This window comes from Spirillospora albida (genome assembly GCF_000718255.1).
GTDB classification, from domain to species: Bacteria; Actinomycetota; Actinomycetes; order Streptosporangiales; family Streptosporangiaceae; genus Spirillospora; species Spirillospora albida.
In genome coordinates, this window is the sequence record NZ_JOFJ01000001.1 from 202,905 (window position 1) to 228,432 (window position 25,528).

Below are 25,528 nucleotides of genomic sequence, written 5' to 3' on the forward strand. Positions count from 1 at the left end.
CTCGCTGGAGTCAGCCTCCGGCGTAGATCTTGACGATCGGCGGTTCGCTCCCCGTCGGCGGGATCTTCCGGGTCTGCAGCGCGAAGCTCATCACGTCCCGGAAGACGGGTGCGGCGACGTCGCCACCATAGTGGCTGCCGCGGGTCGGGTTCTGCAGCACGACCTGCACGACGAGCTGCGGGTCGTCGGCCGGGGCGAACCCGGCGAACGAGGCGGTGAAGCCGCCGCCCTGGTAGCGGCCGGTGCGCGGGTTGACGTTCTCGGCGGTGCCGGTCTTGCCCGCGACGCGGTAGTTCGGGATCTGCGCGAGCGGGGCGGTGCCCTCCTTGGTGGTGACGCCTTCGAGCATGTCCCGGATCTGCCGTGCGGTGCCGGCGCTGATGACCTGCCGCCGCTCGGGAGGGGCGGCCGGGGTGAACTTCTGGTTCTCGCCGACGGTGCCCTCGACGAGCGTCGGCCGGACCCGCACGCCGTCGTTGGCGATCGTCGCGTAGACGCTCGCCATCTGCACGGCGTTCACCGACACCGTCTGCCCGAACGCGATCGGGTACCGGTCGGTGCCGGACCACTGCTGCGGCGGCTTGAGCTGCCCCGCCGTCTCGCCGGGCAGCGGCAGGCCGGTCTTCTCGCCGAACCCGAACTCGCGGAGGGTCTGGTAGAGCCGCTGGGACGAGATGCTCTCGCTCGCCATGATGGTGCCGACGTTGCTGGACGTCGCCAGGACCCCGGCGAACGTCAGCCGCTCCGGCGGATGCTTGTGGGAGTCGTGGAAGACGAGGTTGTACTTGGCGACCTCGTCCGGCACGACGTACTCGGTCGCGGGCGTGACGCCGCCGTGCTCCATGACGGCGGCGGCGGTGACGACCTTGCCGGTGCTGCCGGGCTCGTAGGCGTCCTGGACGAGCGGGCTGCCCCACAGGCCCGGCCTCGACTCGCCGTAGCGGTTCGGGTCGAAGCCGGGGGCGGACGCCATCGCGAGGAGCTTGCCGGTGCGCGGGTCCACCACGATGACGGTGCCGCTGCGGGCGCCCGACGCCTTCACCTGCTTCTCGATGGCCTCCTGCGCCTTGAACTGGAGGTCGCGCATGAGGGTGAGCCGGACGCCGCGGCCCGGCACGGCCGGGCGCTTCTGGTCCTCGCCCATGGGGATGTGCTGGCCCTCGGGGCTGATCTCCACCCGCTGCCAGCCGTCCCGGCCGGCGAGCACTCCGTTCATCGTGTGCTCGAGCCCGGCGGCGCCCTCTCCCGCTCCGTTCACGAAACCTATGACGCTCGCGCCCAGCGAATCGTTGGGGTATTCGCGGCGGTATTCCGGAACCGTCCCGATACCGAGGAACTTCCAGGACAGGATGAGCCGCGCCTGCGCGGGCGGGATCCCGTGCGCCAGCATCACGAACCGGCTCTTCGGGGTGCTGATCAGCTTCATCAGCTGGGCCGGGTCGAGGCCCAGCGTCGGCGCCAGCGCGTTCACGATCGCCTGCCGCTTCTCCGGCTTGATCACGTACGGGTCGGCGAAGATCCCCCGGGCCTCCACCGTGATCGCCAGCGGATGCCCCTGCGCGTCGGTGATCTCACCGCGGCCGGCGGGCAGCTCGATCTTGTGCAGCCGCTGCCGCATCGCCTGCGCGGCATAGCTGTCCGACTCGATGGTCTGCAGCTGGACGAGCCGTCCGGCGAACAGCGACAGCACGAACGCGATCGCCAGCAGCCCGATGTTGAGCCGCTTCAGGGGGTCGCGGCGGTGGAACGGGACGCGCGGGCGCCTGCTGCGCGCCCGGTCGCGGCGCGGCCCGGGTCTCCGGGGCGGCCGCCCGCCCGGCGGGCGGCCGCTCCCGGCGCCCTTGACCGCCTTCTTCGCGGTCCTGCGCGCGGGCTTGCGCTCCGTCTTGCGCTCGGGCCGCTTCTCCGGCTTGGTGTCGGCGGTCTTCTTGGCCGCCTGGCCGGCGCCCGCCCCGCTCTTGCGCGGGGCGGGCGACCCCGTCCGGGACGGCCGCCGGGCGGGGCCGCCGCGGGGGGCGCCGCGCCCGGTGCCGTCGGGACGTCCCCCCGCCGGGCGCGGGGGGTTCCCGGTAGTGCGCCCGGACGCGCGCGCCGCGCCCGGGCCGTTCTTGTCGTCCCGGCCGCCCGCGCCCCGCGAGCCCCGTCCCGGCGATCCGCGGCGGCGGCCGGGCGGAGGGCCGTTGGACCCGCGTCCCGGGCCCTTCGTCACCGCGCCCGCCCGGTGCCGGCGGGCGGCACGCCGTCACCGGGCACCACGGTGCCGGGGACGCCCACGACCGCAGCGGCCCCCGCCGCCGCGGCGGCGGGAGCCGGCACCGGCCGCAGGTCGCCGCCGGTGGTCCGGCCGGTGGTGCCGTCGATGAACGCCGGGCGCTCCGCCTCGCGCATGCCGAGGGCCCGCGCCTTCGCCGCCAGCTGCGCCGGGGACTCCTCGCGGGCGATCTCCTCCTGGTACGCCTGGCGCTGCTGCTCCAGGCGCTTGTTGCTCTCCTGCAGCCGGGTCAGAGTGAACGCGTCCTCGGCCAGAACGGTGTTGAGCAGCAGCAGGCTCACCAGCGCCCCGCCGAGCAGCGCCACGATGAGCAGCACGAACGGCGTCCGCGGCGGCGCCTGCTGCCCCGCCCGCGCGACGCCCTTGGATGTGGCGCTCCTGGTCGCGGCACTGGTCGCGGCGGTGCCCTTGGAGGCGGCCTTCCGCGACGCGGCGCCCTGGGACCCGGTGTCCTTCGTCGCGGTGCCCTTCGACGCCGCGCTCTTGGTCGCGGCGCCCTTGGAGGCGGCGCCCTTCGGCGCGCCGGTCTCGGACGCGGGCGCGATGGTCTTCGGGGCGCGGGTCTTGCGGGGCGCCCTGCGCCCGCGTTCGTCCGGCTCCGCCGCGGGCGCCGGATCGGCCGTCCCCCGGGCCGGCTCGGGCGCCGGGGCCCGGCGCTTCTTCGGGCGCGCCGCCGGCGGCGGCCGTCTGGTCGTCGTGGTCATGAGATCTCCTTGTGGGAGGTCGAGCCCCCACAGCCCCCGGGATGAGCCGCACGGATCCGCTCGGCGGCGCGCATCCGCACCGACGCGGCCCGTGGGTTGGTCGTGGTCTCGTCGCCGGACGGCAGCTCCGCCCCGCGCGTCAGCAGCCGGAACCGCGGCGCGTGGTCGGGAAGCGGGATGGGCAGCTCCGGCGGCGTCGTGTCGGCGGTCTGCGCGGTGAGGACCTGCTTGGTGATGCGGTCCTCGAGCGAGTGGTAGCTGAGGACGACGACGCGGCCGCCGACCGGCAGCGCGTCGAGCGCGGCGGGCAGCGCCCGCCGCCAGGTGTCGAGTTCCCCGTTCACCTCGATGCGCAGCGCCTGGAAGGTCCGTTTAGCCGGGTTCCCGCCGGTGCGCCGCGTCGCGGCCGGGATGGAGGTGCGCACGAGGTCGGCGAGCCGGCGGGTCGAGTCGAGCGGGGCGCGCTCGCGCTCCCGGACGATCGCCGCGGCGATCCGCTGGGCGAACCGCTCCTCGCCGTACTCGCGCAGGATCCGGGCGAGCTCCGCCGGCGGGTAGCCGTTCACGACCTCCGCCGCGGTGAGGCTCTGGGTGCGGTCCATCCGCATGTCGAGGGGCGCGTCGTAGGAGTAGGCGAACCCGCGGTCGGCCTCGTCGAGCTGCGGGGAGGAGACGCCGAGGTCGAAAAGGGCGGCGTCGACGCGGTCGATGCCCGTGCGGGCGAGGACGTCGGGGAGCTCGTCGTAGACGGCGTGCACCAGCGTGACCCGGTCGCCGAACGGGGCGAGCCGCCCGGCGGAGCGCTCCAGCGCCACGGTGTCGCGGTCGAGGCCCAGGAGGCGCAGCCCCGGATGCGCGGCCAGCATCGCCTCCGCGTGGCCGCCCATGCCGAGCGTGGCGTCGAGATAGACCGGCGCGCGGCCGGTGACCCGCACGGCGGGCGCCAGAAGCTCCAGGACGCGACCGAGCATGACCGGTACGTGACCGGCCTCGGCAGCGTGGTCTCCCACGTTCATGGTCCACCCCCTGGTGTGCCACCTCGCTCGCGGACTGTGTGGCATCGTCGCGTCCGGACCGCCCCGCGCCCCCGGCGGCGGCCTCGCCCGGCCAGGTCCCCATCCGCTGCCCTGGAGGAAGTGCACCGCGTTGTCCGCGGAAGTCGCCGTCTGGCACCGGGGAAGCTGCGCCAGCTGGCTGGAGAGCGGCTGGAGACCTGGCCGAACGTGGGCCGTAGGCCGGTCGTCGGACCGACGAGTCGTCAGTTCAGAGGATCCCTGGCAACACCTCCTCCGAGACCTCGGCGAACGCCTGCTCCTCCTGCTCGAGGTAGGACTCCCAGGCCTTCGCGTCCCAGATCTCCAGGCGCGTGTTGGCGCCGATCACGGCGCACTCGCGGGTCAGGCCCGCGTAGGCGCGCAGCGGCGGCGGGATCGTGATGCGGCCCTGTTTGTCGGGGGCCTCGTCCGACGCGCTCGCGAAGAACACGCGGCTGTAGGCGCGGACCGCCTTCTCGGTGACCGGCGCGGCACGCAGAGCCTCGGTGATCCGCTGGAACTCCGCCATGGGGAAGACGTACAGGCAGCGCTCCTGGCCCTTCGTGATCACCAATCCCCCCGACAGCTCCTCGCGGTACTTCGCCGGCAGGAACAGCCGTCCCTTGTCGTCGAGGCGCGGTGAATGGGTGCCGAGGAACACCGGCCCCACCTCCCGCGCCGCATGGGGCGCTACCGCTCCCCACGGCGCCCCACTCTACTCCACTCTTCCCCACCGTCAACAAGGAAAACACGTTCCGCACGACAAGATCGACAGAAAAGACGCAGGTCAGACGGGGTGGTGCGGAGTGGGGCGGCGGACGCCCCCCGCGCCCCGCCCGGCGGCCCCCGGACGCCCCGGAACGCGCCGGACGACGGATCCGGGGCGGGCGGTGGGGGGAAGTGGTGTCCCGGCCGGTATGTGCACGGCGTCCCGGTGGAGCACAATGGGCACCCGTTCCCCGGGAACATCGCAGACGGCTTCCTGACGACGTACTGTCGTTCAGGCGGGCGATTCGATCGCCGAACCGGCTCGCGGAGGCGTCCTCGGGGCAGGCGACGGGCCCGGTACGGGCCGACGACACACCGCGCCGCCGGACGGCTGAGGAGGGTTTGGTGGCAGTAGGCACGCACGGCGATTCCTTCATGGAGACCGACCCCCCGCCGCACCGGGGCCCCGCCGCCCGGCGCGACCAGGGCGGGCGGGGCGGAGGCCGCGATCTCGACGGGCTCGCCCAGGTCGCCAACAAGATCAGGGACGCCGTCGAGTCCGTGATCGAGGGCAAGCCGAAGGTGGTGCGGCTCGCGCTGACCGTCCTGCTCGCCGAGGGGCACGTCCTCATCGAGGACGTCCCGGGCGTCGGCAAGACGATGCTCGCCAAGGCCCTCGCCCGTTCGGTCGACTGCTCGGTGCGGCGCGTCCAGTTCACCCCGGACCTCCTGCCGAGCGACATCACCGGGGTCAGCGCCTACAACCAGGAACTGCGCGAGTTCGAGTTCAAGCCGGGCCCGGTGTTCGCGAACATCGTCGTCGGCGACGAGATCAACCGGGCGTCCCCGAAGACGCAGTCGGCGCTGCTGGAGTGCATGGAGGAGCGCCAGGTCACGGTGGACGGCGTCACCTACGGGCTGGAGCGCCCGTTCATGGTGATCGCCACGCAGAACCCCATCGAGATGGAGGGCACCTACCCGCTGCCGGAGGCGCAGCGCGACCGGTTCACCGCCCGCATCTCCATGGGCTACCCCGACGCGTCCGCCGAGCTGGAGATGCTGGAGACCCACGGGCAGGCGTCCCCCCTCGACCGGCTCGCCCCCGTCGCGCACGCCGAGGACGTCCGCGAGCTCATCGACGTGGTGCGGCGCCAGCACGTCGCCGCGCCCGTCAAGCAGTACGCGGTGGACCTCGTCGCCGCCACCCGAACCCATCCCGACCTGCGGCTCGGCGCCTCCCCCCGGGCCACCCTGCACCTGGTGCGGGCGGCCCGCGCGTACGCGGCGCTCGACGACCGCGACTACGTCGTGCCCGACGACGTCCAGGACCTCGCCGTCCCGGTCCTCGCCCACCGCCTCCTCCCGACGGCGGAGGCGCAGGTGGAGCGGCGCCACCCCGAGCACGTCGTCGCCGACCTCGTGCGGCGGCTGCCGGTCCCCGGCCCCGGGAAGTGACCGGTTGAGGCGCGCGCTGGCCGGGCTGACCACCCGCGGACGGTCCTTCGTCGCCGCCGGGGCGACCGCGATCGTCTGCGCGTTCGTGCTCGGCGAGCGCGACCTGCTGCGCGCCGGCGTGCTCGTCCTCGTGCTGCCGCTGCTGTGCACCCTCGCCGTGTCGCGGACCCGGTACCGGCTGGCGTGCGCGCGCCGGCTCGACCCGGCGCGGCTGCCGGTCGGCCACGAGGCCCGCGTCGACCTGCGGCTGGAGAACGTGTCGCTGCTGCCGAGCGGGCTGTTGATGGTGGAGGACCGGGTGCCGTACGCGCTCGGCGGCCGGGCCCGGTTCGTCCTGGAGCGCATCCATCCGCGCGCGCACCGGGAGATCGGCTACCGGATCCGCTCCGACGTGCGGGGCCGGTTCCGGGTGGGGCCGCTCGTCGTCCGGCTGACCGACCCGTTCGGGATGGTGGAGCTGGTCCGCTCGTTCAGCCTGTCCGACACGCTCACCGTCACGCCCGAGATCGTGCCGCTGCCCGCCGGGCGGCTCGCCGGCGCCTGGACCGGCGGCGGCGACAGCCTCGCGCACGCCGTGTCGGCCGCCGGGGAGGACGACGTCGCGCCCCGCGAGTACCGGCACGGCGACGACCTGCGGCGCGTCCACTGGCGGTCGACCGCCAGGCGCGGCGAGCTGATGGTGCGGCGCGAGGAGCAGCACCGGCAGAGCAGCGGGACGCTGTTCCTCGACACGCGGCGCTCCGCGCACTGGGGCGACGGGCCCTCGGGCTCGTTCGAGCAGGCGGTGTCGGCCGCCGCGTCCGTGGGGAGCCACCTCGTCCGGACGGGCATGAACCTGCGGTACGTCACCGACAAGGGCGAGATCCTCTCCCCCGCCGCCTCGCTGGACGGCGCGTTCGAAGGACTGCTGCTGGACGCTCTCGCCGTCGTCCGCCGCTCCGGGGAGCGGACGCTGGCCCGCGGGCTGGGCGCGCTGCGCGGCCCCCTCGGCCCGGGGCAGGCCGCGGCCGGGCTGGTCGTCGCGGTCTTCGGCACGCTGACGGCGGACGAGGCGCGCACGGTGGCGTCCGCCCGGCGCGGCGGCGCCGCCTGCATCGCGGTACTGGTCGGCCCGGCCGCGGACGAGGAGGCGGCGGGCCTGCTGCGCGCGGGCGGCTGGCGTGTCGTGACCGTCCGGTCGGCGGCGGAACTCGCCGCCGCCTGGGCCGGCACGGGCCGCCCCGCGGACACCGCGGCTCCGGGCGGCCACGCCCCGGTCCGGGACGGGTCGGGGGTCGGGCCGGGAACCGGGGGCGCCGTATGAGGACGCGGATGACGGTCATGGCCGGGGTCGCGACGTTCACCGGCGCGGTCGGCCTCTACCCCCTGTTCGCGGAAGGCGGCTGGCTCTGGGGGGCGCTCGGCTCCGTGATCGCCGTGGGGGGCGGCGGGATGCTCGCGCGGCGGCTGCGGCTGCCGGCCGTCCTGAACCCGCTGCTGGGGCTCGCCGCCCTGCTCCTCTACCTGAACGCCGTGCACGCGGGAGCCCAGTCCTGGCTCGGGATCATCCCCTCGCCCGCGTCGCTGCGGTACCTCGGCGAGGTCGCGGCGGACGGCTGGCACGCCGCGAACCGGTACGCGGCCCCGGTGCCGCTGGTCCCCGGGATCGCGCTGCTCGCCGCCGGCGGGGTCGGCCTGGTCGCCGTCCTGGTCGACCTCCTCGCCGTCCGGCTGCGGCGCGCCGCGCCCGCCGGGCTGCCGCTGCTCGCCATGTACAGCGTGCCCGCCGCGGTCCGCGAGGACGGCGCCGGCTGGGCCGCGTTCGGCCTCGGCGCGCTCGGCTTCCTCGCGCTGCTGATGGCGGACGCGCGCGAGCAGGTCGGCGGCTGGGGCAGGCTCGTCGGGTCCGCCCCCTGGTCCGGCGACGTCCCGATGGCGGGCACGGAGCCGGAAGAGCCGCCCGCCGCCGGGCCGCGGGGAGGCGGGCTCGCCGCGCGCGGGTGGCGGATCGCGTGCGCCGCCGTCGCCGTCGCGGTCCTGGTGCCCGCCCTGGTCCCCGGGCTCCAGCCGCGCGGGATGTTCGGGCTGGGCGGCGACGGCGAGGGAGGCGGCGGCGCGCAGACCGTGACGACCCCCGATCCGCTCGTCAGCCTGAAGCGGGAGCTGACCCGGCTGGACGACTCCATCGTCCTCACCTACCGCAGTGACGACCCCGACGGTCCCGACTACCTGCGGCTGTACGCCCTGGACCGGTTCGACGGCGACCGCTGGACCTACAGCGCCCTGAAGAGCAGCGGCAAGGACCGCCTTCGCGGCCGGGCGCTGCCGCGCCCGCCGGGGCTGGGGCTGGTGCGGACCCGGCAGGTGACGACGCGGGTGCGGGTGCGGCCGGAGGTGCGGAACATGACGTTCCTGCCGCTGCCGTACGCGCCCGAGCGGGTCTCGGTCGAGGGCGACTGGCGCGTGCACGCCCCGTCCAGGATGGTGTACTCGCTGCGCGACTCGGCGGGCGGCCGCTCCTACACGGTGCGCAGCGTCCGGGCGCGGCCGACGGCGGGCGACCTCGCCACCGCCGGGAACTACCCGGCGGAGATCGTGTCGCTGTACACTGCGGTGCCGCGGAACGTCCCGCCGGAGATCCGCGCCCTGGCGGGCGACATCACGGCGGACGCCGCGACCGCGCACGGCCAGGCCGTCGCGCTGCAGCGCTGGTTCACCGAGACCGGCGGCTTCCTCTACGACCTGTCGGCGCCCGCCCCGCAGCACGGCAGCGACCTGGCCGACTTCCTGCTGCGCGGCAGGCGCGGCTACTGCGAGCAGTTCGCCGCGTCGTTCGCGCTGATGGCGCGGCTCCTCGGCATCCCGTCACGGGTGGCGATGGGCTACACGCCGGGGACGCAGGTCCGGCCCGGCGAGTGGGTGGTCCGGTCGCGGGACGCGCACGCGTGGCCGGAGCTGTACTTCGAGGGGTCCGGCTGGGTGCGGTTCGAGCCGACGCCCGCCGGCACGGCCGGGCAGGGCACCGCCGTCGCGCCGCCCTACAGCCGCCCCGCCACCGGGTCGGGCGCGCAGCAGCCCGACGCGGGCTCCATCGAGCCCGGCGCGCCCGGTCCCGAGGACGAGCCGACGGCGGCGCCGGGCGCGTCCGCAGATCCGCGCCGCGACGGCGGCGGCGACACCGGCCCGGCGGGCGTGCGGGATGAGGGCGACGACGGGTTCGCGATGGTGCCGTGGCTCGCGGCCGGGGTGCTGCTCGCGCTGCTGGCCGCCGCGCCCATGGTGGTGCGGGCGCTGACCCGGCGGCGCCGCTGGGCCGTGCTCGCCCCGTCCGGGACGGGCGGGACGCCCGGCGCGGTCTCTCCGGCCCCGGCGGTCGCGGCGCACGCGGCCTGGCGGGAGATGCGCGCCGACGCCCTCGACCACGGCTTCGAATGGCGGGCGAGCGACTCGCCCAGGGCGGCGGCCCGCCGGCTCGGCGAGCTGCTGGAGCTGGACGAGGAGGGGACGCGGGCGCTCGGCCGGATCGCCCGTGCGGAGGAGCTGGCCCGCTACTCCCGGACGCGCCCGGCCGAGCCCGCCGAGCGGCTCAGGACGGACGTCCGGACGGTGCGGGAGGCGTTCGCGGCGTCCGTGGGCCGCCGGACGCGGTGGCGGGCGCGGCTGCTGCCGCCCTCGACGGTCGCGCAGACTCGGGAGTCGGCGCGCGGCGCCGCCGACCGGGCGGCGCGGATCGGCGAGCGGGCCGGGGCCGCGGCACGGCGGCTCGGCGGCCTCGCCGACCGCGTGAACGCGCTGCCGGGCCGCCTGCGCCGCCGTCCCTGACGTGGTCCGACCGGGGGGTCAGCCCTCTTCGCTGCGGCGGCGCCAGCGCTCTTCCATGCGCTCCATGAACCCCGCCTTCTGGCGGGGCGGGCGGCCGGCGCGCGGCGCGGCGGGCTCGTTCCCGATGCCGGCCATGCGCTTCCAGCTCGTGAGCGCCCAGACGCACGACGCGACCATCAGCAGGAACCCGGTCACGCTGACCGCGATCGTGACGGTGCCGGCGTTCAGCACGAGGCCGGTCATCAGCACCCCGACGCCCAGCACGAATCCGAAGGCGGCCTTGACGACCCGGCGCTTGTAATGGATCTGGGGGTTGGTCGAGCGGACCGCGTGCGCGAACTTCGGATCTTCGGCGTACAACGCCTGCTCGATCTGCTCGAGCATGCGCTGCTCGTGCTCAGAGAGCGGCACGGCGCCTCCCAACGACAGCCCCGCGACGGGGTATCCGGTGCAGGACGGGAACCTCAACGGTGATATGCCCAGAATACGAGCCCTGACAAGCGTACGAAAGCGAACGGCCGACCGCGGCTCGCATGCCGGTTGTCACACCTGCCCCTCTCATCGTCTCCCGTCCTCCCCATCACTACCCTCACCGCCGCGCCCGGCGGGCCCGCCGGGCGTCCCCTCGTCCGGGCGCCGCACCAGCGCCGCGGGCCGCACGGCGCCGCGCCCGAACCGGTGCGTGACCCGGTCGATCGCCCGCTCCGCCTCGCGCCAGCCGGTCTCCGGCTCGTCGAAGGCGAGCTGCCGGGGCGCCTCGCCGGCCGGGACCAGATTCTCCACCCGGACTCCGACCAGCCGGAGTCGTACCCGTTCGAGGCCCGCCCCCTCGTACAGCTCGCACGCTGTGACATAGATCACACGGGCGAGATCGGTCGGCTCCCGGAGCGTCCGGGACCGGGTGATCGTCTTGAAGCTCGCCATCCGCAGCTTCACGCTGACCGTGCGGCCCTCGTGCCCGGCCGCCCGCAGCCGCGCGCCGACCTTCTCCGCCAGCCGCAGCAGCTCCCGGCGGATGACCTCCGGGTCGTCGACGTCGGTGCCGAAGGTCTCCTCGGCGCCGATGCTCTTGTCGGGCGTGTGCGGGACGACCTCGCGCGGGTCCCGGCCGTGCGCCAGCGCGTGCAGATGCGCCCCGAGGGCGCCGCCCAGCTCCCGCTGGAGCGTGCTCAGCGGCACCTGGGCGAGCTGCCCGACCGTCCGGAGGCCCAGCCGCGCCAGCGCCTCCTCCGTCCGCTCCCCCACGCCCCACAGGGACGCGACGGGCAGCGGGTGCAGGAACCCGGCGACGCCGTCCGGCGGGACGACGAGGAGCCCGTCGGGCTTGCAGCGGGTCGAGGCCATCTTCGCGATGAACTTGGTGTTCGCGACGCCGACCGAGCAGGTGATGCCCTGCTGGGCCCGGACCTGCTCCCGGATCAGCGCGGCGATCTCGGCGGGCCGGCCGAGCCGCCGCCCGGCGCCCGCCACGTCCAGGAACGCCTCGTCCAGGGACAGGCCCTCGACCAGCGGGGTGATCGAGCGGAAGATCGCGAACACGCCCGCGGACACCCGCGCGTACCGCTCCCCGCGCACCGGCAGGATCACCGCCTGCGGGCAGAGCCGCCGGGCGCGGGTGATCGGCATCGCCGAGTGCACCCCGAACGTCCGCGCCTCGTAGGACGCCGCCGACACCACGCCCCGGGGCCCGTCATGGCCGACGATCACGGGCCGCCCGCGCAGCTCCGGGCGGTCGAGCAGCTCGACGCTGACGAAGAAGGCGTCCATGTCGACGTGCAGGATGGGGCAGCCGGTGTCATCGGCGGGCGGGCCGGGCTGCGGGCCCGGCCGGTGCAGCTGCTGCTTGCGGCTCATCGTCGCCGGCTCAGGGGCCCGGCTTGTCGGCCACCAGGTGGAGCTGGGTCGCGAGGTCGCGCAGGACGGGATGGCCCGCCGCGGCGGACTCCAGCGCGATCAGCGCGTCCGCGGAGGCGGCGTCCGCGTCGAGCGTCCCGCCCGGGACCAGATCAGCGAAGATCCGGACCCCGTGCAGCTCGGCGACCCGCAGGCCGGCCCCCGCGGCCAGCTCCGACAGGCTCTCGCGGGTGAACCGGCGGGGCATCCGGTCGCCCTCGCCCCACCGTCCGGCCGGGTCGGCGAGCAGCCGGGCCGCGTCGTCGAAGTGCCCGGCGATCGCGCGGTGCAGCACCGCCGCGATCTTCCCCGAGGTGAGCAGGCTGACCGCCCCGCCGGGCCGGACGGCCTGGGCGAGCGCGGCCATCGCCGCGGCCGGATCGTCCACGTACTCCAGGACGCTGTGGCACAGCACGAGGTCGGCGGCGCCGGGCCCGAGCAGGTCGGGCAGGTCGGCGGCGTCGCCCTGGACGGCCCGCACCCGCACCCCGGCCTCGGCGGCGCGGCGCTCCAGCGCGGCCAGCGCGTCGGGGCTCGCGTCCACCACGGTGACCCGGTGGCCGAGCTCCGCGAGCGGCACCGCGAACCCGCCGGTGCCGCCGCCCACGTCCACGACGGCGGACGGGCCGCCGCCGGGCGCGATGCGGACGAGGACGCCGCGCAGCACCTCCCACAGGACCGCGCTGCGCACCCGGGTGCTTCCGCGCACCCGCTTAAGCTGCCGGCCTTCCACCGCCACTCCTTCGACCTCGCTCATCGCTCCCCACACTAGCCGGGCGCCGCGGCGGAACGGGCCACTACAACGACAGGGAGGGCTTCAGCTGCTGCAGGCGGGAGAGCAGCCCGTTGACGAACCGCGGGGACTCGTCCGTCGACAGCTCGGTGGCGAGCCCGACCGCCTCGCTGACCGCGACGCCGTCGGGGACGTCGTCGACCCACAGCAGCTCGTAGGCGCCCATCCGCAGGATGTTGCGGTCGACGACCGGCATCCGCTCCAGCGTCCACCCTGTCGCGTAGGTCGCGATCAGCTCGTCGATCCGCTCCCGGTGCTCCTGGACGCCCTCGATCAGCCGCACCGCGTGCGGGTACTCCGCGAGCTCGCCCTGGTTCGGGCGGCCCCGCGCGGCGAGGACCGCGGTGGGGAGCTCCTCGCGCAGCTCGGCCGCGAAGAGGATGTCGAGCGCGAGCTTGCGGGCCTTGGTGCGAGCGGACATCAGCCGCGGCCGAGGTACTCGCCGGAGCGGGTGTCGACCTTGACCTTCTCGCCCGTGGTGATGAACAGCGGCACCTGGATCTGCGCGCCGGTCTCGAGCGTGGCGGGCTTGCTGCCGCCGGTGGAGCGGTCGCCCTGGAGGCCCGGCTCGGTCTCGGTGATCTCCAGCACGACCGCGGCGGGCAGCTCGACGTACAGCGGGTTGTCGTCGTTGAACGCGATCACGGCGTTCTGCTCGGGGAGCAGGTAGTTCGCGGCGTCGCCGACGACGGCCGCCGGGATGTGCGGCTGGTCGTAGGTCTCGGTGTCCATGAAGACGAAGTCCTCGCCCTCGCGGTAGAGATACTGCATCTCGCGCTTGTCCACGCTGGCCACGTCGACCTTGGTGCCGGCGTTGAAGGTCTTGTCGACCACCTTGCCGGACATGACGTTCTTGAGCTTGGTGCGGACGAACGCGCCGCCCTTGCCGGGCTTGACGTGCTGGAACTCCTGGACGGTCCACAGCTGGCCGTCGATGTTCAGCGTCATGCCGTTCTTCAGGTCGTTCGTCGTCGCCACAGCGATGTTCTCCCGGTCGCGGACCAGCGCTCAGAGGGCGAGCAGGTCCTTGGTCGTCATGGTGAGGAGCTCCGGGCCGTCCGCGCGGACGACGAGCGTGTCCTCGATGCGCACCCCGCCGCGGCCCGTGAGGTAGACCCCCGGCTCCGCGGTGATCGGAACCCGATCCATCAGCTTACCGGTCTCCTCGTACCCCATGAGCGGTGCCTCGTGGATCTCCAGGCCCACGCCGTGCCCGAGTCCGTGGGTGAACGCGTCGCCGTACCCCGCCGCCGCGATGAGGTCCCGGGCGGCGGCGTCGACGGACCCGGTCCCCGCGCCCGGGACGGCGGCGTCGATCGCGGCCTGCTGGGCCGCCCTGACCAGCTCGTACACGTCCCGCTGCCAGCCGGAGGGCGCGCCGATCGCCACGGTGCGGGTCATGTCGGCGTGGTAGCCGCCGTACCGGGCGCCGAAGTCCATGGTGACGAGGTCGCCGGTCCGGATCTCCCGGTCGCCCGGGTGGTGGTGCGGGACGGCGCCGTTCGGGCCGGACGCGACGATCGAGTCGAACGCGGGCGCCTCGGCGCCGAGGTCGACCATGGCCCGCTCCAGCGCGATCGCGACGGCCCGCTCGGTGAGACCGGGGCGCAGGGTGGGCAGGACGGCGTCGAACGCGCGGTCGGTGATCGCGCACGCCTCGCGGAGCAGGGCGATCTCGTCCTCGTCCTTGGTCCGGCGCAGCTCCTCGACGGGGTGCCCGGCCGGGACGAGCTCGCCGCTCACGTGCTCGGCGAGGGCGGCGTGCTCCTCGACGGTGAGGCCGTGCGGCTCGAAGCCGAGCCGGCCGAGGCCCTGCCCGGCGGCGTGCTCTCCCAGGGCCTTCAGGTGGCGCCGGTCCACGAGGACGGGCAGTTCCGGGCAGACCGCCGCGGCCATGCCCGCGTAGCGGCCGTCGGTGGCGAGGACGGCGGGCCCGTCGGCCGGGACGAGCAGTGCCGCCCGCGAGCTGTCGAGGCCGGTCAGGTACCGGACGTTCACCAGCCGCGTGACGAGCAGTGCGGCGATGTCCCGGGCGGCAAGGTCCGCGGCGAGCCTGCGGCGCCGCGCGATGTGCGTCTCCCCCATGAAACGGACTCTAGGCCACGGGCCGGGCGGGCCTCGTCTCGGAGCGGTCTCAGAACATGAGGAACTCTCGACTTACCCCGGGGTACGGCCTACCGTGCAGCGCGAATGATCATTCATCCCGCGCCCTGGAGGGATTCCCCTTGACCGGAGTCACCCGCCGCAGACTGCTCGGTAAAGGCGCCATCGCCGCCGCCGCGGGCGCCGCGGGCGCCGCTGCGTCCGCCGTCCCCGCCTCCGCCGCGTCCGCCCGCACGACCCCCGCCGCGGCGCCCGCCGCCCCGTCCGCGCCCGCCGCCGCGACCGCCTCCGCCGACGTCGTCATCGTGGGCGCCGGGCTGTCCGGGCTGACCGCCGCCCGCGACCTGGTCGCGGCCGGCCGCTCCGTGATCGTCCTGGAGGCGCGGGAGCGCCCCGGCGGCCGCGTCCACGGCCTGCCGCTCGGCGACGGGACCACCAGCGAGGGCGGCGCCGAGTTCATCGGCCCGACCCAGGACCGCATCGCCGCCCTCACCGCCGAGATGGGCGTGCAGACCTTCCCGACCTACAACACGGGCAAGAACGTCTACTACCGCAACGGCAAGCGCTCCCTGTACGCCACGGACGGGCTGCTCGGTTCCGTCCCGCCGGACTGGGGCGTCATCGACCTCCAGCTCGCGCTGACCTCGCTGGGCACCATGGCCGGGCAGGTGCCCGTAGGCGAGCCGTGGAAGGCCGCGAAGGCCGAGGAGTGGGACAGCCAGACGTTCCACACCTGGTCGCGGTCCAACTCCCTGAGCTCCGGCGCGCGCTTCCTGATGGACGCCTTCATCAGCTCGACGCTGTCGGTGCGGTCGCGCGACATCTCGCTGCTGTACGTCCTGCACTACATCGCCGCGGCGGGCAACGCGTCCAGCCCCGGCAACGTCGACCGGCTCATCAACACCAGGAACGGCGCGCAGGAGACCCGGTTCGAGGGCGGGTCCGAGCAGGTGCCGATCCGGCTCGCGCAGCGCCTCGGCGACCGCATCCGCTACAACGCGCCCGTCCGGGCGATCGACGCGTCCGGGTCCGGGGTCACGGTCACGGCCGACGGGATCACGGTGACGGCCAGGCGGGCGGTGGTCGCGATGTCCCCCGCGATCGCCGGGAGGATCGACTACGCGCAGGGCCTGCCGGCGGGCCGCGCGCAGCTGATGCAGCGCTACCCGATGGGGTCGATCGCCAAGTTCGTCGCCGTCTACGACACGCCGTTCTGGCGGGCCGACGGCCTCACCGGCCAGTCCGTCGCCGACAGCGGCGCGATCGACGCGACGTTCGACAACAGTCCCTCGGACGGGTCGCGCGGCATCCTGATGGGCTTCATCAACCAGACCAACATCCGGCGGCTGGACGGGGCGCCGGAGGACCAGGTCCGCGCCGCCGGCCTCGACTCGTTCGTGAAGCTGTTCGGCGCGAAGGCGGCGAACCCCGTCCGGACCGCGATGATGCGCTGGGACAACGAGACGTGGAGCGGCGGCGGCCCGGTGGGCATCGCTCCCCCGGGCGTCCTGCTCGACTACGGCTCCGCGCTGCGGCAGCCGTGCGGGCCGATCCACTGGGCGGGCACCGAGACGTCCGACTACTGGACGGGCTACATGGACGGCGCCGTGCGCTCCGGCGAACGCGTCGCCAGGGAGGTCCACGCGGCCCTGTGACCATCGGCTCGCGGCGTGTGGCGCCCATCGGCGCCGCCCGGGGCGCCACACGCGGCGGGTCGACGGGTCAGAGGTCGGCGGCCATCTGCTTGACCTTCTCGATCAGGGCGAGGCGGCCCTTGTGGTCGCCGGCGATCGGGGCGACGTTGAGGGTCGTGACGCCGGACTCCTTCATCGCGGCCAGGCGCTCGCGGACGTGGCCCTCGGAGCCGATGAGCGACATCTTCTCCAGGAGCTCCTGCGGGACCTTCGCCGCGGCCTCGTCCTTCTTGCCGTCGAGGTAGAGGTCCTGGATCTCCTCGGCCTCCCGCTCGAAACCGTAGCGGCGGGCCAGGTCGTTGTAGAAGTTCTTGCCCTTGGCGCCCATGCCGCCGATGTAGAGCGCGGCCATCGGGCGGCCGAACTCCAGGAAGCCCTGGACGTCGTCGCCGATCGCGAGCGGCGCCTGGCCGACCACGTCCAGCTCGCCGAGGCCCGGGTCGCGCTTGGCCTTGCCGGCCGCGAGGGACGGGCCCCACACGTCGGCGGCCTTCTCCGGCATGTAGAAGATCGGCTCCCAGCCGTTGGCGAGCTCGGCGGTGAGCTCGACGTTCTTCGGGCCGATCGCGGCGACCAGGATCGGGATGTCGGCGCGCACCGGGTGGTTGATGATCTTCAGGGCCTTGCCGAGGCCGGTGCCCTGCCCCTCGGGCAGCGGCACCTTGTAGTACTTGCCGTCGTACTGGAGCTTCTCGCGGCGCCACACCTGGCGGCAGATCTCGATGACCTCGCGGGTGCGGCCGAGCGGCGCGCTGTAGGGCACCCCGTGGAAGCCCTCGATGACCTGCGGGCCGGACGCCCCGATGCCGAGGGTGAACCGGCCGTCGGAGACGTAGTCGAGCCCGGCGGCGGTCTGCGCGAGCGCGGCGGGCGTCCGGGAGTAGATGTTGAGGATGCCGGAGGCGATCTCCAGGCGCTCCGTCTTCGCGGCGATGTAGCCCATCTGGCTCACCCCGTCGAAGCTGTATGCCTCGGCGACGTAGACGATGTCGAGGCCGGCCTTCTCGTAGTCGGCCAGCTCGGCGACGGTCTCCTTGAAACCGCCCGAGTAGCTGAGAGCCATCCCGATGCGCATCGGCATCCTTTCTAAGACCGAATCGGATTCTGATTCGCGCTGCGACGCCAACCTAGCGGACGGCTCCGCCGCCGCCCAGCGTCAGGGCAGCGCGGGGCCGCGAAGCGCAGCCAGCACGTGCCTGTACATGTCGGAACGGATCACGCCGAGCGCGCGGCCGTTCTTGGGGGCCATCCCGGCGGCCAGCTCGACGGCCCGCGGCAGCACGTCCGCCTCGGCCGCCGTGTGCTGGACGATCCCGGCCGCCTTCGCCTCCTCGGCGGTGTACCGGCGTCCGGTGATCATGGCCTCGTGCGCCACCGGCTTGGTGAGCCTGCCCGTGATCAGGGCGGTCATCCCGGGGGTGAAGCGCATCCCGAGGTCGACCTCGGGGAGGCAGAAGTAGCCCCGGTCGGTGCGCATGACGGCGAAGTCGTGCGCGAGCGCGAGCATCCCGCCGCCCGCGAACGCGTGCCCGTTGAGCGCCGCGACCGTCGGGACCGGCAGCTCCAGGAACCGCGCGAACGTCCCGTTCACCCGGGCCAGGTACTCCTCGAACCTGTCGGAGTTCGCCGACAGCCAGTCGAGGTCGAGGCCGTTGGAGTAGAACTTGCCGGTGCCGGTGGTCACCAGGGCGCCGGGGCCCTCGTTCTTCTCCACCTCGTCCAGTGCGCCGTCGAGCGCGTCGAGGAAGTCGGGGCCGAAACGGTTCTCTCCGTGGTCGAAGCGGAGGACGAACACGTCTCCGTCGCGCTGGAGGTCGATCACAAGGGTCTCCTTCGTGCGGTGCCTGCGGGCGACCTTACTCGCCGGTAGGGGCGGGCAGCACGAGACACGTCGTCGTGCCGTGCGCGACGAGCCTGCCGTCCTCGTTCGTGATGCGGCCCTCCGCCGTCGCGACCCTGCGCCCGAGGTGGACGATCGTCCCCTCGCACAGCAGCCGGCCCCCGTCGAGCGGGACGCCGCGCACGAAGTTCACCTTGAGCTCCAGCGTCGTGTACGCCGCTCCCTCGGGGAGCGAGGTGTGCACCGCGCAGCCCATCGACGAGTCGAGCAGCGTGGACAGGATGCCGCCGTGCACCGTCCCGAGCGGGTTGCTGAAGTCCGCGCGCGGGACCAGCCCGAACACCACGCGGCCGGGCTCCAGCACCTCGGCGGTCATGCCGAGGAGCCCGCCGACTCCGATGCCCTTCTCCACGCCCAGGTTGATCAGCTGCTTGAGCTGCTCGAGCCCGGCGGTCGTCGCGCCCTCGCCCATGCCCCGCCCTCCCATGTATGACGTCCGTCATAACCACGTTCGGCTATGACATCCGTCATGGTCAAGGCGCGATGCTTATGATGAATGTCATAATCGGGGCATGGGGACCGACAGCCGCGAACGCATGGTGCGCAGCGCCGCCTACCTGTTCCGCGAACGCGGGTACAGCGGCACGGCCTTCCGGGACGTCATCGCGCACAGCGGCGCCCCGCGCGGATCGATCTACCACCACTTCCCCGAGGGCAAGACCCAGCTCGCCGAGGAGGCCGTCCGGTACGCGGGCGAGTTCCTCAACGCCGGGATCCTCGCCGCCACCGAGAGCGGCGACGCGGCGTCCGCCGTGGACGCGTTCGTCGGCTGGTGGCGCACCGTCCTGATCAAGAGCGGGTTCCGGGCGGGCTGCCCGGTCGTCGCCGTCACCATCGAGGCCAACGACGACGCGCCGCAGCTCGCCGCGGCCGCCGCCGCCGCGTTCGGCCGCTGGCAGGACACCCTCGCGACCGGGCTGGAGAACGCGGGCGTCCCGGCCGGCCGGGCGTCCCGCCTGGCGCGGCTCATCGTCGCGGCCGTCGAGGGCGCGACCGTGCTGTGCCGCGCGCACCGCGACGTCGCCCCGCTCGACGACGTCGTCGCCGAGCTGAAGGACCTCGCCCGCGCCGCCGTGACCGACGGTTAGACCCGCTCCTCCGCGAGGAGTTCGGCGACCGCCTGCAGGGCCAGGACGTACGACATCACGCCGAACCCGGCGATCGTGCCGGTGGCGACGCCCGCGACCACGGACGTGTGCCGGAACTCCTCCCGCGCCGCCGGGTTCGAGATGTGCACCTCGACCAGCGGCGCGGTGCGCTGCGCGAGGGCGTCCCGCAGCGCGTACGAGTAGTGCGTGAACGCCGCCGGGTTCAGCACGATCGGCAGCCGCGCGTCGGCCGCCTCGTGCACCCAGCGGATCATCTCGGCCTCGTCGTCGGTCTGCCGGACCTCGACGTGCAGGTCGAGGCGGCGCCCGGCGTCCCGGCACAGCGCCGCGAGGTCGTCGAAGGTGGCGGACCCGTACACGTCGGGCTCGCGCGTGCCGAGCCGGCGCAGGTTCGGGCCGTTCAGGACGAGGACGCGCGAGCTCACCGGCCCACCTCCCGGTAGGCGGCGGCCAGCAGTTCCTCGTCCGGCCCCTCGAGGCGGCCGGGCGCGGCCAGCCCGTCCAGGACGACGAAGCGCAGCGTGGCGCCGCGGGACTTCTTGTCGATCGTCATCGTGGCCCGCAGCTCGGGCCAGGCGTCGGCCCGGTACCCGGTCGGCAGCCCCACGGACGCGAGGATCTTGCGGTGCCGGGCGACCGCGTCGGCGCCGAGCCGCCCGGCCAGCCGCGCCAGCTCCGCCGCGTACACCATGCCGATCGCCACGGCGTGGCCGTGCCGGAACCGGTAGTCCTCGGCCTTCTCGATCGCGTGCGCGAGCGTGTGGCCGTAGTTGAGGATCTCCCGGAGCCCGCTCTCCTTCAGGTCGGCGGTCACCACGCCCGCCTTGACGCGGATCGCCCGCTCGACGAGCTCCCTGGTGTGGGGGCCGGCCGGGGACGCGGCGCCCTCCGGGTCGTCCTCCACCAGCTCGAGGATCACCGGGTCGGCGATGAACCCGGCCTTGATGATCTCGGCGAGGCCGCTGACGTAGTCCTCGCGCGGCATCGTGACGAGCGTCGCGAGGTCGCACAGCACCCCGGCGGGCGGGTGGAACGCCCCGACGAGGTTCTTGCCCTCCGGGACGTTGATGCCGGTCTTGCCGCCGACCGCCGCGTCCACCATCCCGAGCAGCGTCGTCGGGACGAGCACGCACCGCACGCCCCGCAGCCACGACGCGGCCGCGAACCCGGCGAGGTCGGTGGTGGCGCCGCCGCCGACGCCCACGACGACGTCCGAGCGCGTCATGCCGGCCTGCGCGAACGCCGACCACAGCCCGGCGAGGACGCCCACCTCCTTGGCGGCCTCCCCGTCCGGGACGGGCAGCGCCAGCACCCGGTGGCCGGCCTTCTCCAGCGCCCCGCACACCGGCCGGGCGATCTCGGGCAGGCCCTCGGCGTGGACGACCGCGACCGTGCCGGCGCGGTCGCCGACCAGCGGCGGGAGATCCGCGAGGATCCCCGTCCCGATGACGACGTCGTAGGGGTCGGCGCCCCCGACGCGAACGCGCGACTCGGTCACGGCAGCTCCTTGACGATCTCGTCGACGATCTCGGCGGGCTCGCGGCCGTCGGTGTCGACGTGCAGCGTCCCGACCCGCTCGTAGATCGGCAGCCGCTCCTCCAGCAGCCGGCGCATCTGGCTGCGCGGGTTCAGCACGAGCAGCGGCCGCGCCGACGCGAGCCCCACCCGCTTGATCGCCTCGGACAGCCCGACCTTCAGGTAGACGACCGTGTGCCCGGCGAGCAGGTCCTGCGTGGCGGGCGCGAGGACGGCGCCGCCGCCGAGCGCGAGGACGCCGTCGTGCCCGGCGAGGGCCGCCGCGACGGCCTCGCGTTCGAGTTCGCGGAAGCGCTCCTCGCCGTCGTCGATGAAGATGTCGGAGATCGGCTTGCCCGCCGCGGCCTCGATGTCGGCGTCGGTGTCGCGCAGCGCCACCCCGAGCCGCCGCGCGAGCGCGGCGCCGATCGTCGTCTTGCCGGAGCCCGGCGCCCCGATGAGGACTGCCTTCGGTCGCGTCATGGGTCCGCTCGTTTCAGGGGATCACTTGATCGTCAGGGCGTCGAGGTAGCCGCGCGCGTTGCGGGCGGTCTCCGCCACGGAGTCGCCGCCGAACTTCTCCACCGCCGCGTCGGCGAGGACGAGGGCGACCATCGCCTCGGCGACCACGCCCGCGGCGGGCACGGCGGTGACGTCGCTGCGCTGGTTGATGGCCTTGGCGGGCTCGCCCGTCCGCACGTCGATGGTGTCGAGCCGCCGCGGGACCGTCGAGATCGGTTTCATCGCCGCCCGCACCCGCAGCGGCTCGCCGGTGGTCATGCCGCCCTCGACGCCGCCGGCGCGGTTCGTCCGGCGGCGGACGCCCTCGGGGGTGCCGTCGATCTCGTCGTGCGCGCGGGACCCGGGGCGCCGCGCGGTGGTGAACCCGTCGCCGACCTCGACGCCCTTGATGGCCTGGATGCCCATGAGGATGCCCGCGAGCCGCGCGTCGAGGCGCCGGTCCCAGTGGACATGGCTGCCGAGGCCCGGCGGCAGGCCGTAGGCGACCACCTCGACGACCCCGCCGATGGTGTCGCCCGCCTTCTTGAGCTCGTCGACGTGCTTCACCATCGCGTCGGACGCGGCGGCGTCGAAGCACCGCACGGGGCTCTCGTCGACGGCCGCGAGATCGCCGGGGCCGGGCAGGACACCCTCGGGGGCGTCCACCTCGCCGAGCGCGATGACGTGGCTGAGCACGTCCACACCGAGGGCCTGCTTGAGGAACGCCTTCGCGACCGTGCCGAGCGCGACCCGCGCGGCGGTCTCCCGCGCGCTGGCGCGCTCCAGGATCGGGCGGGCGTCGTCGAACCCGTACTTCTGCATGCCGACCAGGTCGGCGTGGCCCGGCCGCGGCTGCGACAGCGGCGCGTTCCGCGCCTGCGCGGCGAGGACGTCGGCGTCCACGGGGTCGGCCGACATGACCGTCTCCCACTTGGGCCACTCGGTGTTCCCGACCTGGATCGCGACGGGGCCGCCGAGCGTCAGCCCGTGCCGGACCCCGCCGAGGATCGTCACCTCGTCCAGCTCGAACTTCATACGGGCGCCCCGCCCATGCCCGAGCCGCCGGCGGCGCAGCTCCTCGGCGATGTCGGCCGAGGTCACGCGCACGCCGGCCGGAACACCCTCAACGATCGCGGTGAGGGCCGGGCCATGGGACTCCCCCGCGGTCAACCAGCGCAGCATGCACCCGATCCTATTGACTCCGCGCGGGTCCTCGGGTACCCGTCCACCATCTGAGAGCGGATCAGCCGCGCAGGCCCCGGTCGATGGCGGCCCGGACGGGGGACGCCTCCGGCAGCGGGCCGGACGGGATCAGGGGCGGCTGCGCCAGGAACCGGGGCTCCGTCCCGTGGTGCTCCTGCGCCGCGTGCACCAGGAACGGGTGGCACAGGTACACGTCCCCGGCGCGGCCGGTGGCGTGCGCGACCGGGCGGTGCTCCGTCGCCGGAACGGCCCGCTCCGCCAGCTCCATGAAGGCGAGCCCGGCCTCACCCGCCGGTGCCAGGATCGGCGGGACGTCCAGGTGCGAGCCGACGCGGATGCGGGTCGGCCCGTCGTCGTCCCCGACGTCCGAGAACAGGAACAGCATCAGCAGCGCCCGGCCCTTCGACGCCAGGTTCGCCCGGTACGTCATGAAGTCGGCGGGGTCGTCGCCGGGGAAGCTCGTATCGATGTGCCATCCGTCGTCGCCGGGCGGCTCGTCGCTCGGGAACCGCACCGGGAACGTCCCCATGGCCCGGCACGGCGCCCACGCGCCCTCGCCCACGAGCTCGTCGAACGCACCGTGCAACTCCGGCGTGTTCGCGGCGGCCTGGAACGGCTCCTGGACGTAGTGGGCGAGGCGGATCACCGGCTTGGTCCACGTCGCCGGATCCGCGGGGTCGCAGCCGGTGTCGCGCCACAGGATCGCCCGGCACTCGGCGGCGAGATCGCGGGGGAACGCCCCTTCCAGCCGGATGAAACCGTCACGGATGAAAGCGTCGGAATCGAGCATGCGGCCAGCATGGCGGGCGGCCCCGCCGGGCGCGAGCGAATTTACCGGCGGACGATGCTCAGCTCTACGCCGCCGACGACACGGCCGCGCAGCGCCTCGGCGAGGCGGCCGGACACCCGCTGGACGGTGTCGCGCTCGTCGTGGCCCGGCGCGACGCTGAACCGGACGGCGAGTTCGGCGGCGCTGCCCTGCGTGACGCGGACGCCGGTGACGGACCGGTCGGAGCCGAGCGCGGCCTCGACGGCGGCGAGGACGCCCGGGTCCTCGTGCGGCGCCGGGATCGGGCGGCCCTCGGCCAGCAGGTCCAGGCGCGGCCCGTCCACGGCGAACGAGACCGGGCCGGCGACGTCGACGACCAGGGCGTCCGCGCCCTCGTCGAGCGCCGCCCGGCACGCCTGCCCGGCGGTCACCGCGACCGGCCGGGCGTCCTCCCGCCACGCCTTCATGGTCTCCATGCAGGTGAAGCCGAGCACGCCGCGCCGGCCGTCCGCGCCGATCAGGGTGGGCACCGCCATGTCGCTCGACTTCTCGCGGCGCAGCTCGCCCGGCGCGACGTCCTCCTCCTCGGTGAGGATCGCCACGACCGGCACGAGGAGCCGCGCGCCCCGCAGCCGCCGCAGCACGTCGTGCTCCGCGGTGCGCCCCGCCGCGTACCCGGCGAGCGCCTCGCACAGCCCGGGGTCGGCGCCGCCGTCGTCGTCGGGGAACTGAGGCTCGGGAATGGTCAGACCGGACACGGTGGGAAGGTTATAGCCTTTGACGACCACCGTGGGCACTCATCCGGATACCCTCCGTCGCGGTCGGTGTCAGCGGAGCCGGGAGAGCCTTGCCACGGCCTCGTCGATGACCTCGTCCTTCTTGCAGAAGGCGAACCGGAGGAAGTGCGCGCCCGCTTCGGGGTGGTCGTAGAACACCTGCGTGGGGATCGCGACGACGCCCGCCTTGCCGGGCAGGGCGCGCGCGAGCTCCATCCCGCCCGTGAATCCGAGGGGGCGGATGTCGGCCTGCACGAAGTAGGTGCCCTGCGGCCGGTACGTCGTGAACCCGGCGGACTCCAGGCCGGTTATCAGCCGGTCGCGCTTCGCCTGGAGCGATGCGCGGAGCTCCTCCACCCACGGGATCTCGTTGCCGAGGGCGTAGGCGACGGCCCGCTGGTAGGGGGCGCTGGTCGCGAAGGTGAGGAACTGCTTCACGGTCTGGACGGCCCTGATGTACGGGGCGGGGGCCGTGACCCAGCCGGTCTTCCATCCGGTGACGGAGAAGGTCTTGCCCGCCGACGACACCGTCACGGTCCGCTCGCGCATCCGGTCGAGGGTGGCGAGCGGGATGTGCTCGGTGCCGTCGAAGGTGAGGTACTCGTACACCTCGTCGGTCACGGCCGTCAGGTCGTGCTCGCGGCAGACCGCCGCGATCTCTTCCAGCTCGCTGCGGGTGAACACCGTTCCGGCCGGGTTGTGCGGCGAGTTCACCAGGATGAGGCGCGTGCGGGACGTGACCGCGGCGCGCAGCTCGTCCGGGTCGAACGTGAACCGGCCCTCGACCGGACGCAGCGTCACCGCCCGCCGCTCCGCCCCGGCGAGGGCGATCGTCGCGGCGTACGAGTCGTAGTACGGCTCGAACACGATGACCTCGTCGCCCGGCCCGGCGAGCGCGAGCACGGACGCGGCGACGCCCTCCGTCGCGCCGACCGTGACGAACACCTCGGTCGCCGGGTCGTACTCCAGCCCGTACCGCCCCAGCCGCTGCGCCGCCACGGCCGCCCTGAGCTCGGGAATGCCGGGTCCGGGCGGATACTGGCACTCCCCCGCCCGGATGGTGTCCACAGCGGTCTCCAGCATCCGTGTGGGACCGTCGCTGTCCGGAAAGCCCTGCCCCAGATTGATCGCACCGGTCCGGACGGCGAGAGCCGACATCTCCGCGAAGACGGTTTCGCCGAATTCGCGCATGCGCTCGACCAGTGGCTCAGTCACGGCCACAGCCTAGGGGCCCATCCCCACGTGCGTGGGGAGCATGCTGCTCACAGCGGCCGATACGCATCACAGCAGCCGAGACG

25 protein-coding genes are annotated in these 25,528 nt (G+C 74.3%); 5 read left to right on the forward strand and 20 right to left on the reverse strand.

From position 1 onward, the window contains the following. Window positions 1-10 precede the first annotated feature (10 nt). The 4 genes from IE99_RS0100935 to mraZ all read right to left on the reverse strand — a co-directional run bounded on the left by IE99_RS0100935 (window position 11) and on the right by mraZ (window position 4,671). Window positions 11-1,729: a peptidoglycan D,D-transpeptidase FtsI family protein gene (locus tag IE99_RS0100935; protein ID WP_483852546.1), complete on the reverse strand. Its 1,719-nt coding sequence runs from the start codon at window positions 1,727-1,729 to the stop codon at window positions 11-13. A 476-nt stretch (window positions 1,730-2,205) separates the two neighbouring features. Then, window positions 2,206-2,976: a cell division protein FtsL gene (ftsL, locus tag IE99_RS32570; RefSeq protein ID WP_211258693.1), complete on the reverse strand. Its 771-nt coding sequence runs from the start codon at window positions 2,974-2,976 to the stop codon at window positions 2,206-2,208. Then, window positions 2,973-3,992: a 16S rRNA (cytosine(1402)-N(4))-methyltransferase RsmH gene (rsmH, locus tag IE99_RS0100945; RefSeq protein WP_030144933.1), complete on the reverse strand. Its 1,020-nt coding sequence runs from the start codon at window positions 3,990-3,992 to the stop codon at window positions 2,973-2,975. Before rsmH ends, ftsL begins: the two co-directional genes overlap by 4 nt. Window positions 3,993-4,239: 247 nt before the next feature. After that, complete coding sequence (gene mraZ, locus IE99_RS0100950; protein WP_030144934.1) at window positions 4,240-4,671, reverse strand: division/cell wall cluster transcriptional repressor MraZ; 432 nt, start codon at window positions 4,669-4,671, stop codon at window positions 4,240-4,242. A 482-nt stretch (window positions 4,672-5,153) separates the two neighbouring features. Between mraZ and IE99_RS0100955 the strand changes: the two genes are divergently transcribed. Genes IE99_RS0100955 through IE99_RS0100965 form a run of 3 tightly spaced genes read left to right on the forward strand, consistent with a single transcriptional unit; the run spans window position 5,154 to window position 9,974 of the window. After that, window positions 5,154-6,173: an AAA family ATPase gene (locus IE99_RS0100955; protein WP_084219225.1), complete on the forward strand. Its 1,020-nt coding sequence runs from the start codon at window positions 5,154-5,156 to the stop codon at window positions 6,171-6,173. Between the two features lie 4 nt (window positions 6,174-6,177). Further along, complete coding sequence (locus IE99_RS0100960; RefSeq protein WP_051711746.1) at window positions 6,178-7,476, forward strand: DUF58 domain-containing protein; 1,299 nt, start codon at window positions 6,178-6,180, stop codon at window positions 7,474-7,476. An 8-nt stretch (window positions 7,477-7,484) separates the two neighbouring features. After that, window positions 7,485-9,974, forward strand: coding sequence for a transglutaminase TgpA family protein (locus tag IE99_RS0100965; protein ID WP_037558429.1), 2,490 nt, complete (start codon window positions 7,485-7,487; stop codon window positions 9,972-9,974). A gap of 18 nt (window positions 9,975-9,992) precedes the next feature. Here IE99_RS0100965 and IE99_RS0100970 read toward each other — a convergent pair whose 3' ends face one another. The 6 genes from IE99_RS0100970 to IE99_RS0100995 form a co-directional block, all read right to left on the reverse strand. Next, the gene (locus IE99_RS0100970; protein ID WP_084219194.1) at window positions 9,993-10,385 is read right to left on the reverse strand and encodes a DUF3040 domain-containing protein; all 393 of its coding nucleotides are present in this window, start codon (window positions 10,383-10,385) and stop codon (window positions 9,993-9,995) included. 147 nt (window positions 10,386-10,532) lie between these two features. Continuing rightward, a complete protein-coding gene (locus tag IE99_RS0100975; protein WP_030144939.1) occupies window positions 10,533-11,828 on the reverse strand; it encodes a DNA polymerase IV in 1,296 nt (431 codons plus the stop codon). 10 nt (window positions 11,829-11,838) lie between these two features. Further along, window positions 11,839-12,624, reverse strand: coding sequence for a methyltransferase domain-containing protein (locus IE99_RS0100980; RefSeq protein WP_084219195.1), 786 nt, complete (start codon window positions 12,622-12,624; stop codon window positions 11,839-11,841). Between the two features lie 40 nt (window positions 12,625-12,664). Next, the gene (gene nusB / locus IE99_RS0100985) at window positions 12,665-13,081 is read right to left on the reverse strand and encodes a transcription antitermination factor NusB (protein ID WP_030144941.1); all 417 of its coding nucleotides are present in this window, start codon (window positions 13,079-13,081) and stop codon (window positions 12,665-12,667) included. Beyond that, entirely contained in the window at window positions 13,081-13,638 is a 558-nt protein-coding gene (gene efp / locus IE99_RS0100990) for an elongation factor P (RefSeq protein WP_030144942.1), read from the reverse strand. The genes nusB and efp overlap by 1 nt, the downstream gene beginning before the upstream one ends. 30 nt (window positions 13,639-13,668) lie before the next feature. Continuing rightward, window positions 13,669-14,745, reverse strand: coding sequence for a M24 family metallopeptidase (locus IE99_RS0100995; RefSeq protein WP_030144943.1), 1,077 nt, complete (start codon window positions 14,743-14,745; stop codon window positions 13,669-13,671). Window positions 14,746-14,885: 140 nt separating this feature from the next. Here IE99_RS0100995 and IE99_RS0101000 point away from each other — a divergent pair, with 140 nt between their 5' ends. Further along, a complete protein-coding gene (locus IE99_RS0101000; protein ID WP_211258694.1) occupies window positions 14,886-16,418 on the forward strand; it encodes a flavin monoamine oxidase family protein in 1,533 nt (510 codons plus the stop codon). Between the two features lie 67 nt (window positions 16,419-16,485). Here IE99_RS0101000 and IE99_RS0101005 read toward each other — a convergent pair whose 3' ends face one another. From IE99_RS0101005 to IE99_RS0101015, 3 genes are all read right to left on the reverse strand, one after another. Then, entirely contained in the window at window positions 16,486-17,532 is a 1,047-nt protein-coding gene (locus tag IE99_RS0101005) for an LLM class F420-dependent oxidoreductase (RefSeq protein ID WP_030144945.1), read from the reverse strand. Window positions 17,533-17,613: 81 nt separating this feature from the next. Further along, window positions 17,614-18,279, reverse strand: coding sequence for an enoyl-CoA hydratase/isomerase family protein (locus IE99_RS0101010; RefSeq protein WP_030144946.1), 666 nt, complete (start codon window positions 18,277-18,279; stop codon window positions 17,614-17,616). A gap of 34 nt (window positions 18,280-18,313) precedes the next feature. Further along, window positions 18,314-18,769: a PaaI family thioesterase gene (locus tag IE99_RS0101015; protein ID WP_030144947.1), complete on the reverse strand. Its 456-nt coding sequence runs from the start codon at window positions 18,767-18,769 to the stop codon at window positions 18,314-18,316. Between the two features lie 100 nt (window positions 18,770-18,869). On the opposite strand from IE99_RS0101015, the gene IE99_RS0101020 reads away from it, so the two are divergent. Continuing rightward, window positions 18,870-19,445, forward strand: coding sequence for a TetR/AcrR family transcriptional regulator (locus IE99_RS0101020; RefSeq protein ID WP_084219197.1), 576 nt, complete (start codon window positions 18,870-18,872; stop codon window positions 19,443-19,445). Here IE99_RS0101020 and aroQ read toward each other — a convergent pair. From aroQ to IE99_RS0101055, 7 genes are all read right to left on the reverse strand, one after another. Next, window positions 19,442-19,891 (reverse strand): type II 3-dehydroquinate dehydratase, encoded by a 450-nt coding sequence (gene aroQ, locus IE99_RS0101025; RefSeq protein ID WP_030144949.1) that lies wholly within the window; start codon window positions 19,889-19,891, stop codon window positions 19,442-19,444. The two genes, IE99_RS0101020 and aroQ, sit on opposite strands and share 4 nt — an antisense overlap. After that, window positions 19,888-20,964, reverse strand: a complete 1,077-nt coding sequence (gene aroB / locus IE99_RS0101030; protein WP_030144950.1) for a 3-dehydroquinate synthase — start codon at window positions 20,962-20,964, stop codon at window positions 19,888-19,890. Before aroB ends, aroQ begins: the two co-directional genes overlap by 4 nt. After that, window positions 20,961-21,464: a shikimate kinase gene (locus IE99_RS0101035; protein WP_030144951.1), complete on the reverse strand. Its 504-nt coding sequence runs from the start codon at window positions 21,462-21,464 to the stop codon at window positions 20,961-20,963. The genes aroB and IE99_RS0101035 overlap by 4 nt, the downstream gene beginning before the upstream one ends. A gap of 21 nt (window positions 21,465-21,485) precedes the next feature. After that, window positions 21,486-22,664, reverse strand: a complete 1,179-nt coding sequence (gene aroC / locus IE99_RS0101040) for a chorismate synthase (protein WP_030144952.1) — start codon at window positions 22,662-22,664, stop codon at window positions 21,486-21,488. A 61-nt stretch (window positions 22,665-22,725) separates the two neighbouring features. Next, window positions 22,726-23,475: a phytanoyl-CoA dioxygenase family protein gene (locus IE99_RS0101045; RefSeq protein WP_030144953.1), complete on the reverse strand. Its 750-nt coding sequence runs from the start codon at window positions 23,473-23,475 to the stop codon at window positions 22,726-22,728. A 41-nt stretch (window positions 23,476-23,516) separates the two neighbouring features. Next, window positions 23,517-24,212: an SseB family protein gene (locus tag IE99_RS0101050; RefSeq protein ID WP_030144954.1), complete on the reverse strand. Its 696-nt coding sequence runs from the start codon at window positions 24,210-24,212 to the stop codon at window positions 23,517-23,519. Window positions 24,213-24,281: 69 nt separating this feature from the next. After that, window positions 24,282-25,445 (reverse strand): pyridoxal phosphate-dependent aminotransferase, encoded by a 1,164-nt coding sequence (locus tag IE99_RS0101055; RefSeq protein ID WP_084219226.1) that lies wholly within the window; start codon window positions 25,443-25,445, stop codon window positions 24,282-24,284. Window positions 25,446-25,528 lie beyond the last annotated feature (83 nt).

Bases quoted from the DNA above. Each gene is read 5' to 3' on its own strand.
- IE99_RS0101005 (WP_030144945.1), bottom strand. From the start codon at position 17,532: ATGCGCATCGGGATGGCTCTCAGCTACTCGGGCGGTTTCAAGGAGACC.
- IE99_RS0101035 (WP_030144951.1), bottom strand. From the start codon at position 21,464: ATGACGCGACCGAAGGCAGTCCTCATCGGGGCGCCGGGCTCCGGCAAG.
- IE99_RS0101015 (WP_030144947.1), bottom strand. From the start codon at position 18,769: ATGGGCGAGGGCGCGACGACCGCCGGGCTCGAGCAGCTCAAGCAGCTG.
- ftsL (WP_211258693.1), bottom strand. From the start codon at position 2,976: ATGACCACGACGACCAGACGGCCGCCGCCGGCGGCGCGCCCGAAGAAG.
- IE99_RS0101045 (WP_030144953.1), bottom strand. From the start codon at position 23,475: ATGCTCGATTCCGACGCTTTCATCCGTGACGGTTTCATCCGGCTGGAA.
- aroC (WP_030144952.1), bottom strand. From the start codon at position 22,664: ATGCTGCGCTGGTTGACCGCGGGGGAGTCCCATGGCCCGGCCCTCACC.
- IE99_RS0100965 (WP_037558429.1), top strand. From the start codon at position 7,485: ATGACGGTCATGGCCGGGGTCGCGACGTTCACCGGCGCGGTCGGCCTC.
- IE99_RS0101020 (WP_084219197.1), top strand. From the start codon at position 18,870: ATGGGGACCGACAGCCGCGAACGCATGGTGCGCAGCGCCGCCTACCTG.
- IE99_RS0100995 (WP_030144943.1), bottom strand. From the start codon at position 14,745: ATGGGGGAGACGCACATCGCGCGGCGCCGCAGGCTCGCCGCGGACCTT.
- IE99_RS0100980 (WP_084219195.1), bottom strand. From the start codon at position 12,624: ATGAGCGAGGTCGAAGGAGTGGCGGTGGAAGGCCGGCAGCTTAAGCGG.
- IE99_RS0100955 (WP_084219225.1), top strand. From the start codon at position 5,154: ATGGAGACCGACCCCCCGCCGCACCGGGGCCCCGCCGCCCGGCGCGAC.
- rsmH (WP_030144933.1), bottom strand. From the start codon at position 3,992: ATGAACGTGGGAGACCACGCTGCCGAGGCCGGTCACGTACCGGTCATG.
- nusB (WP_030144941.1), bottom strand. From the start codon at position 13,081: ATGTCCGCTCGCACCAAGGCCCGCAAGCTCGCGCTCGACATCCTCTTC.
- IE99_RS0100975 (WP_030144939.1), bottom strand. From the start codon at position 11,828: ATGAGCCGCAAGCAGCAGCTGCACCGGCCGGGCCCGCAGCCCGGCCCG.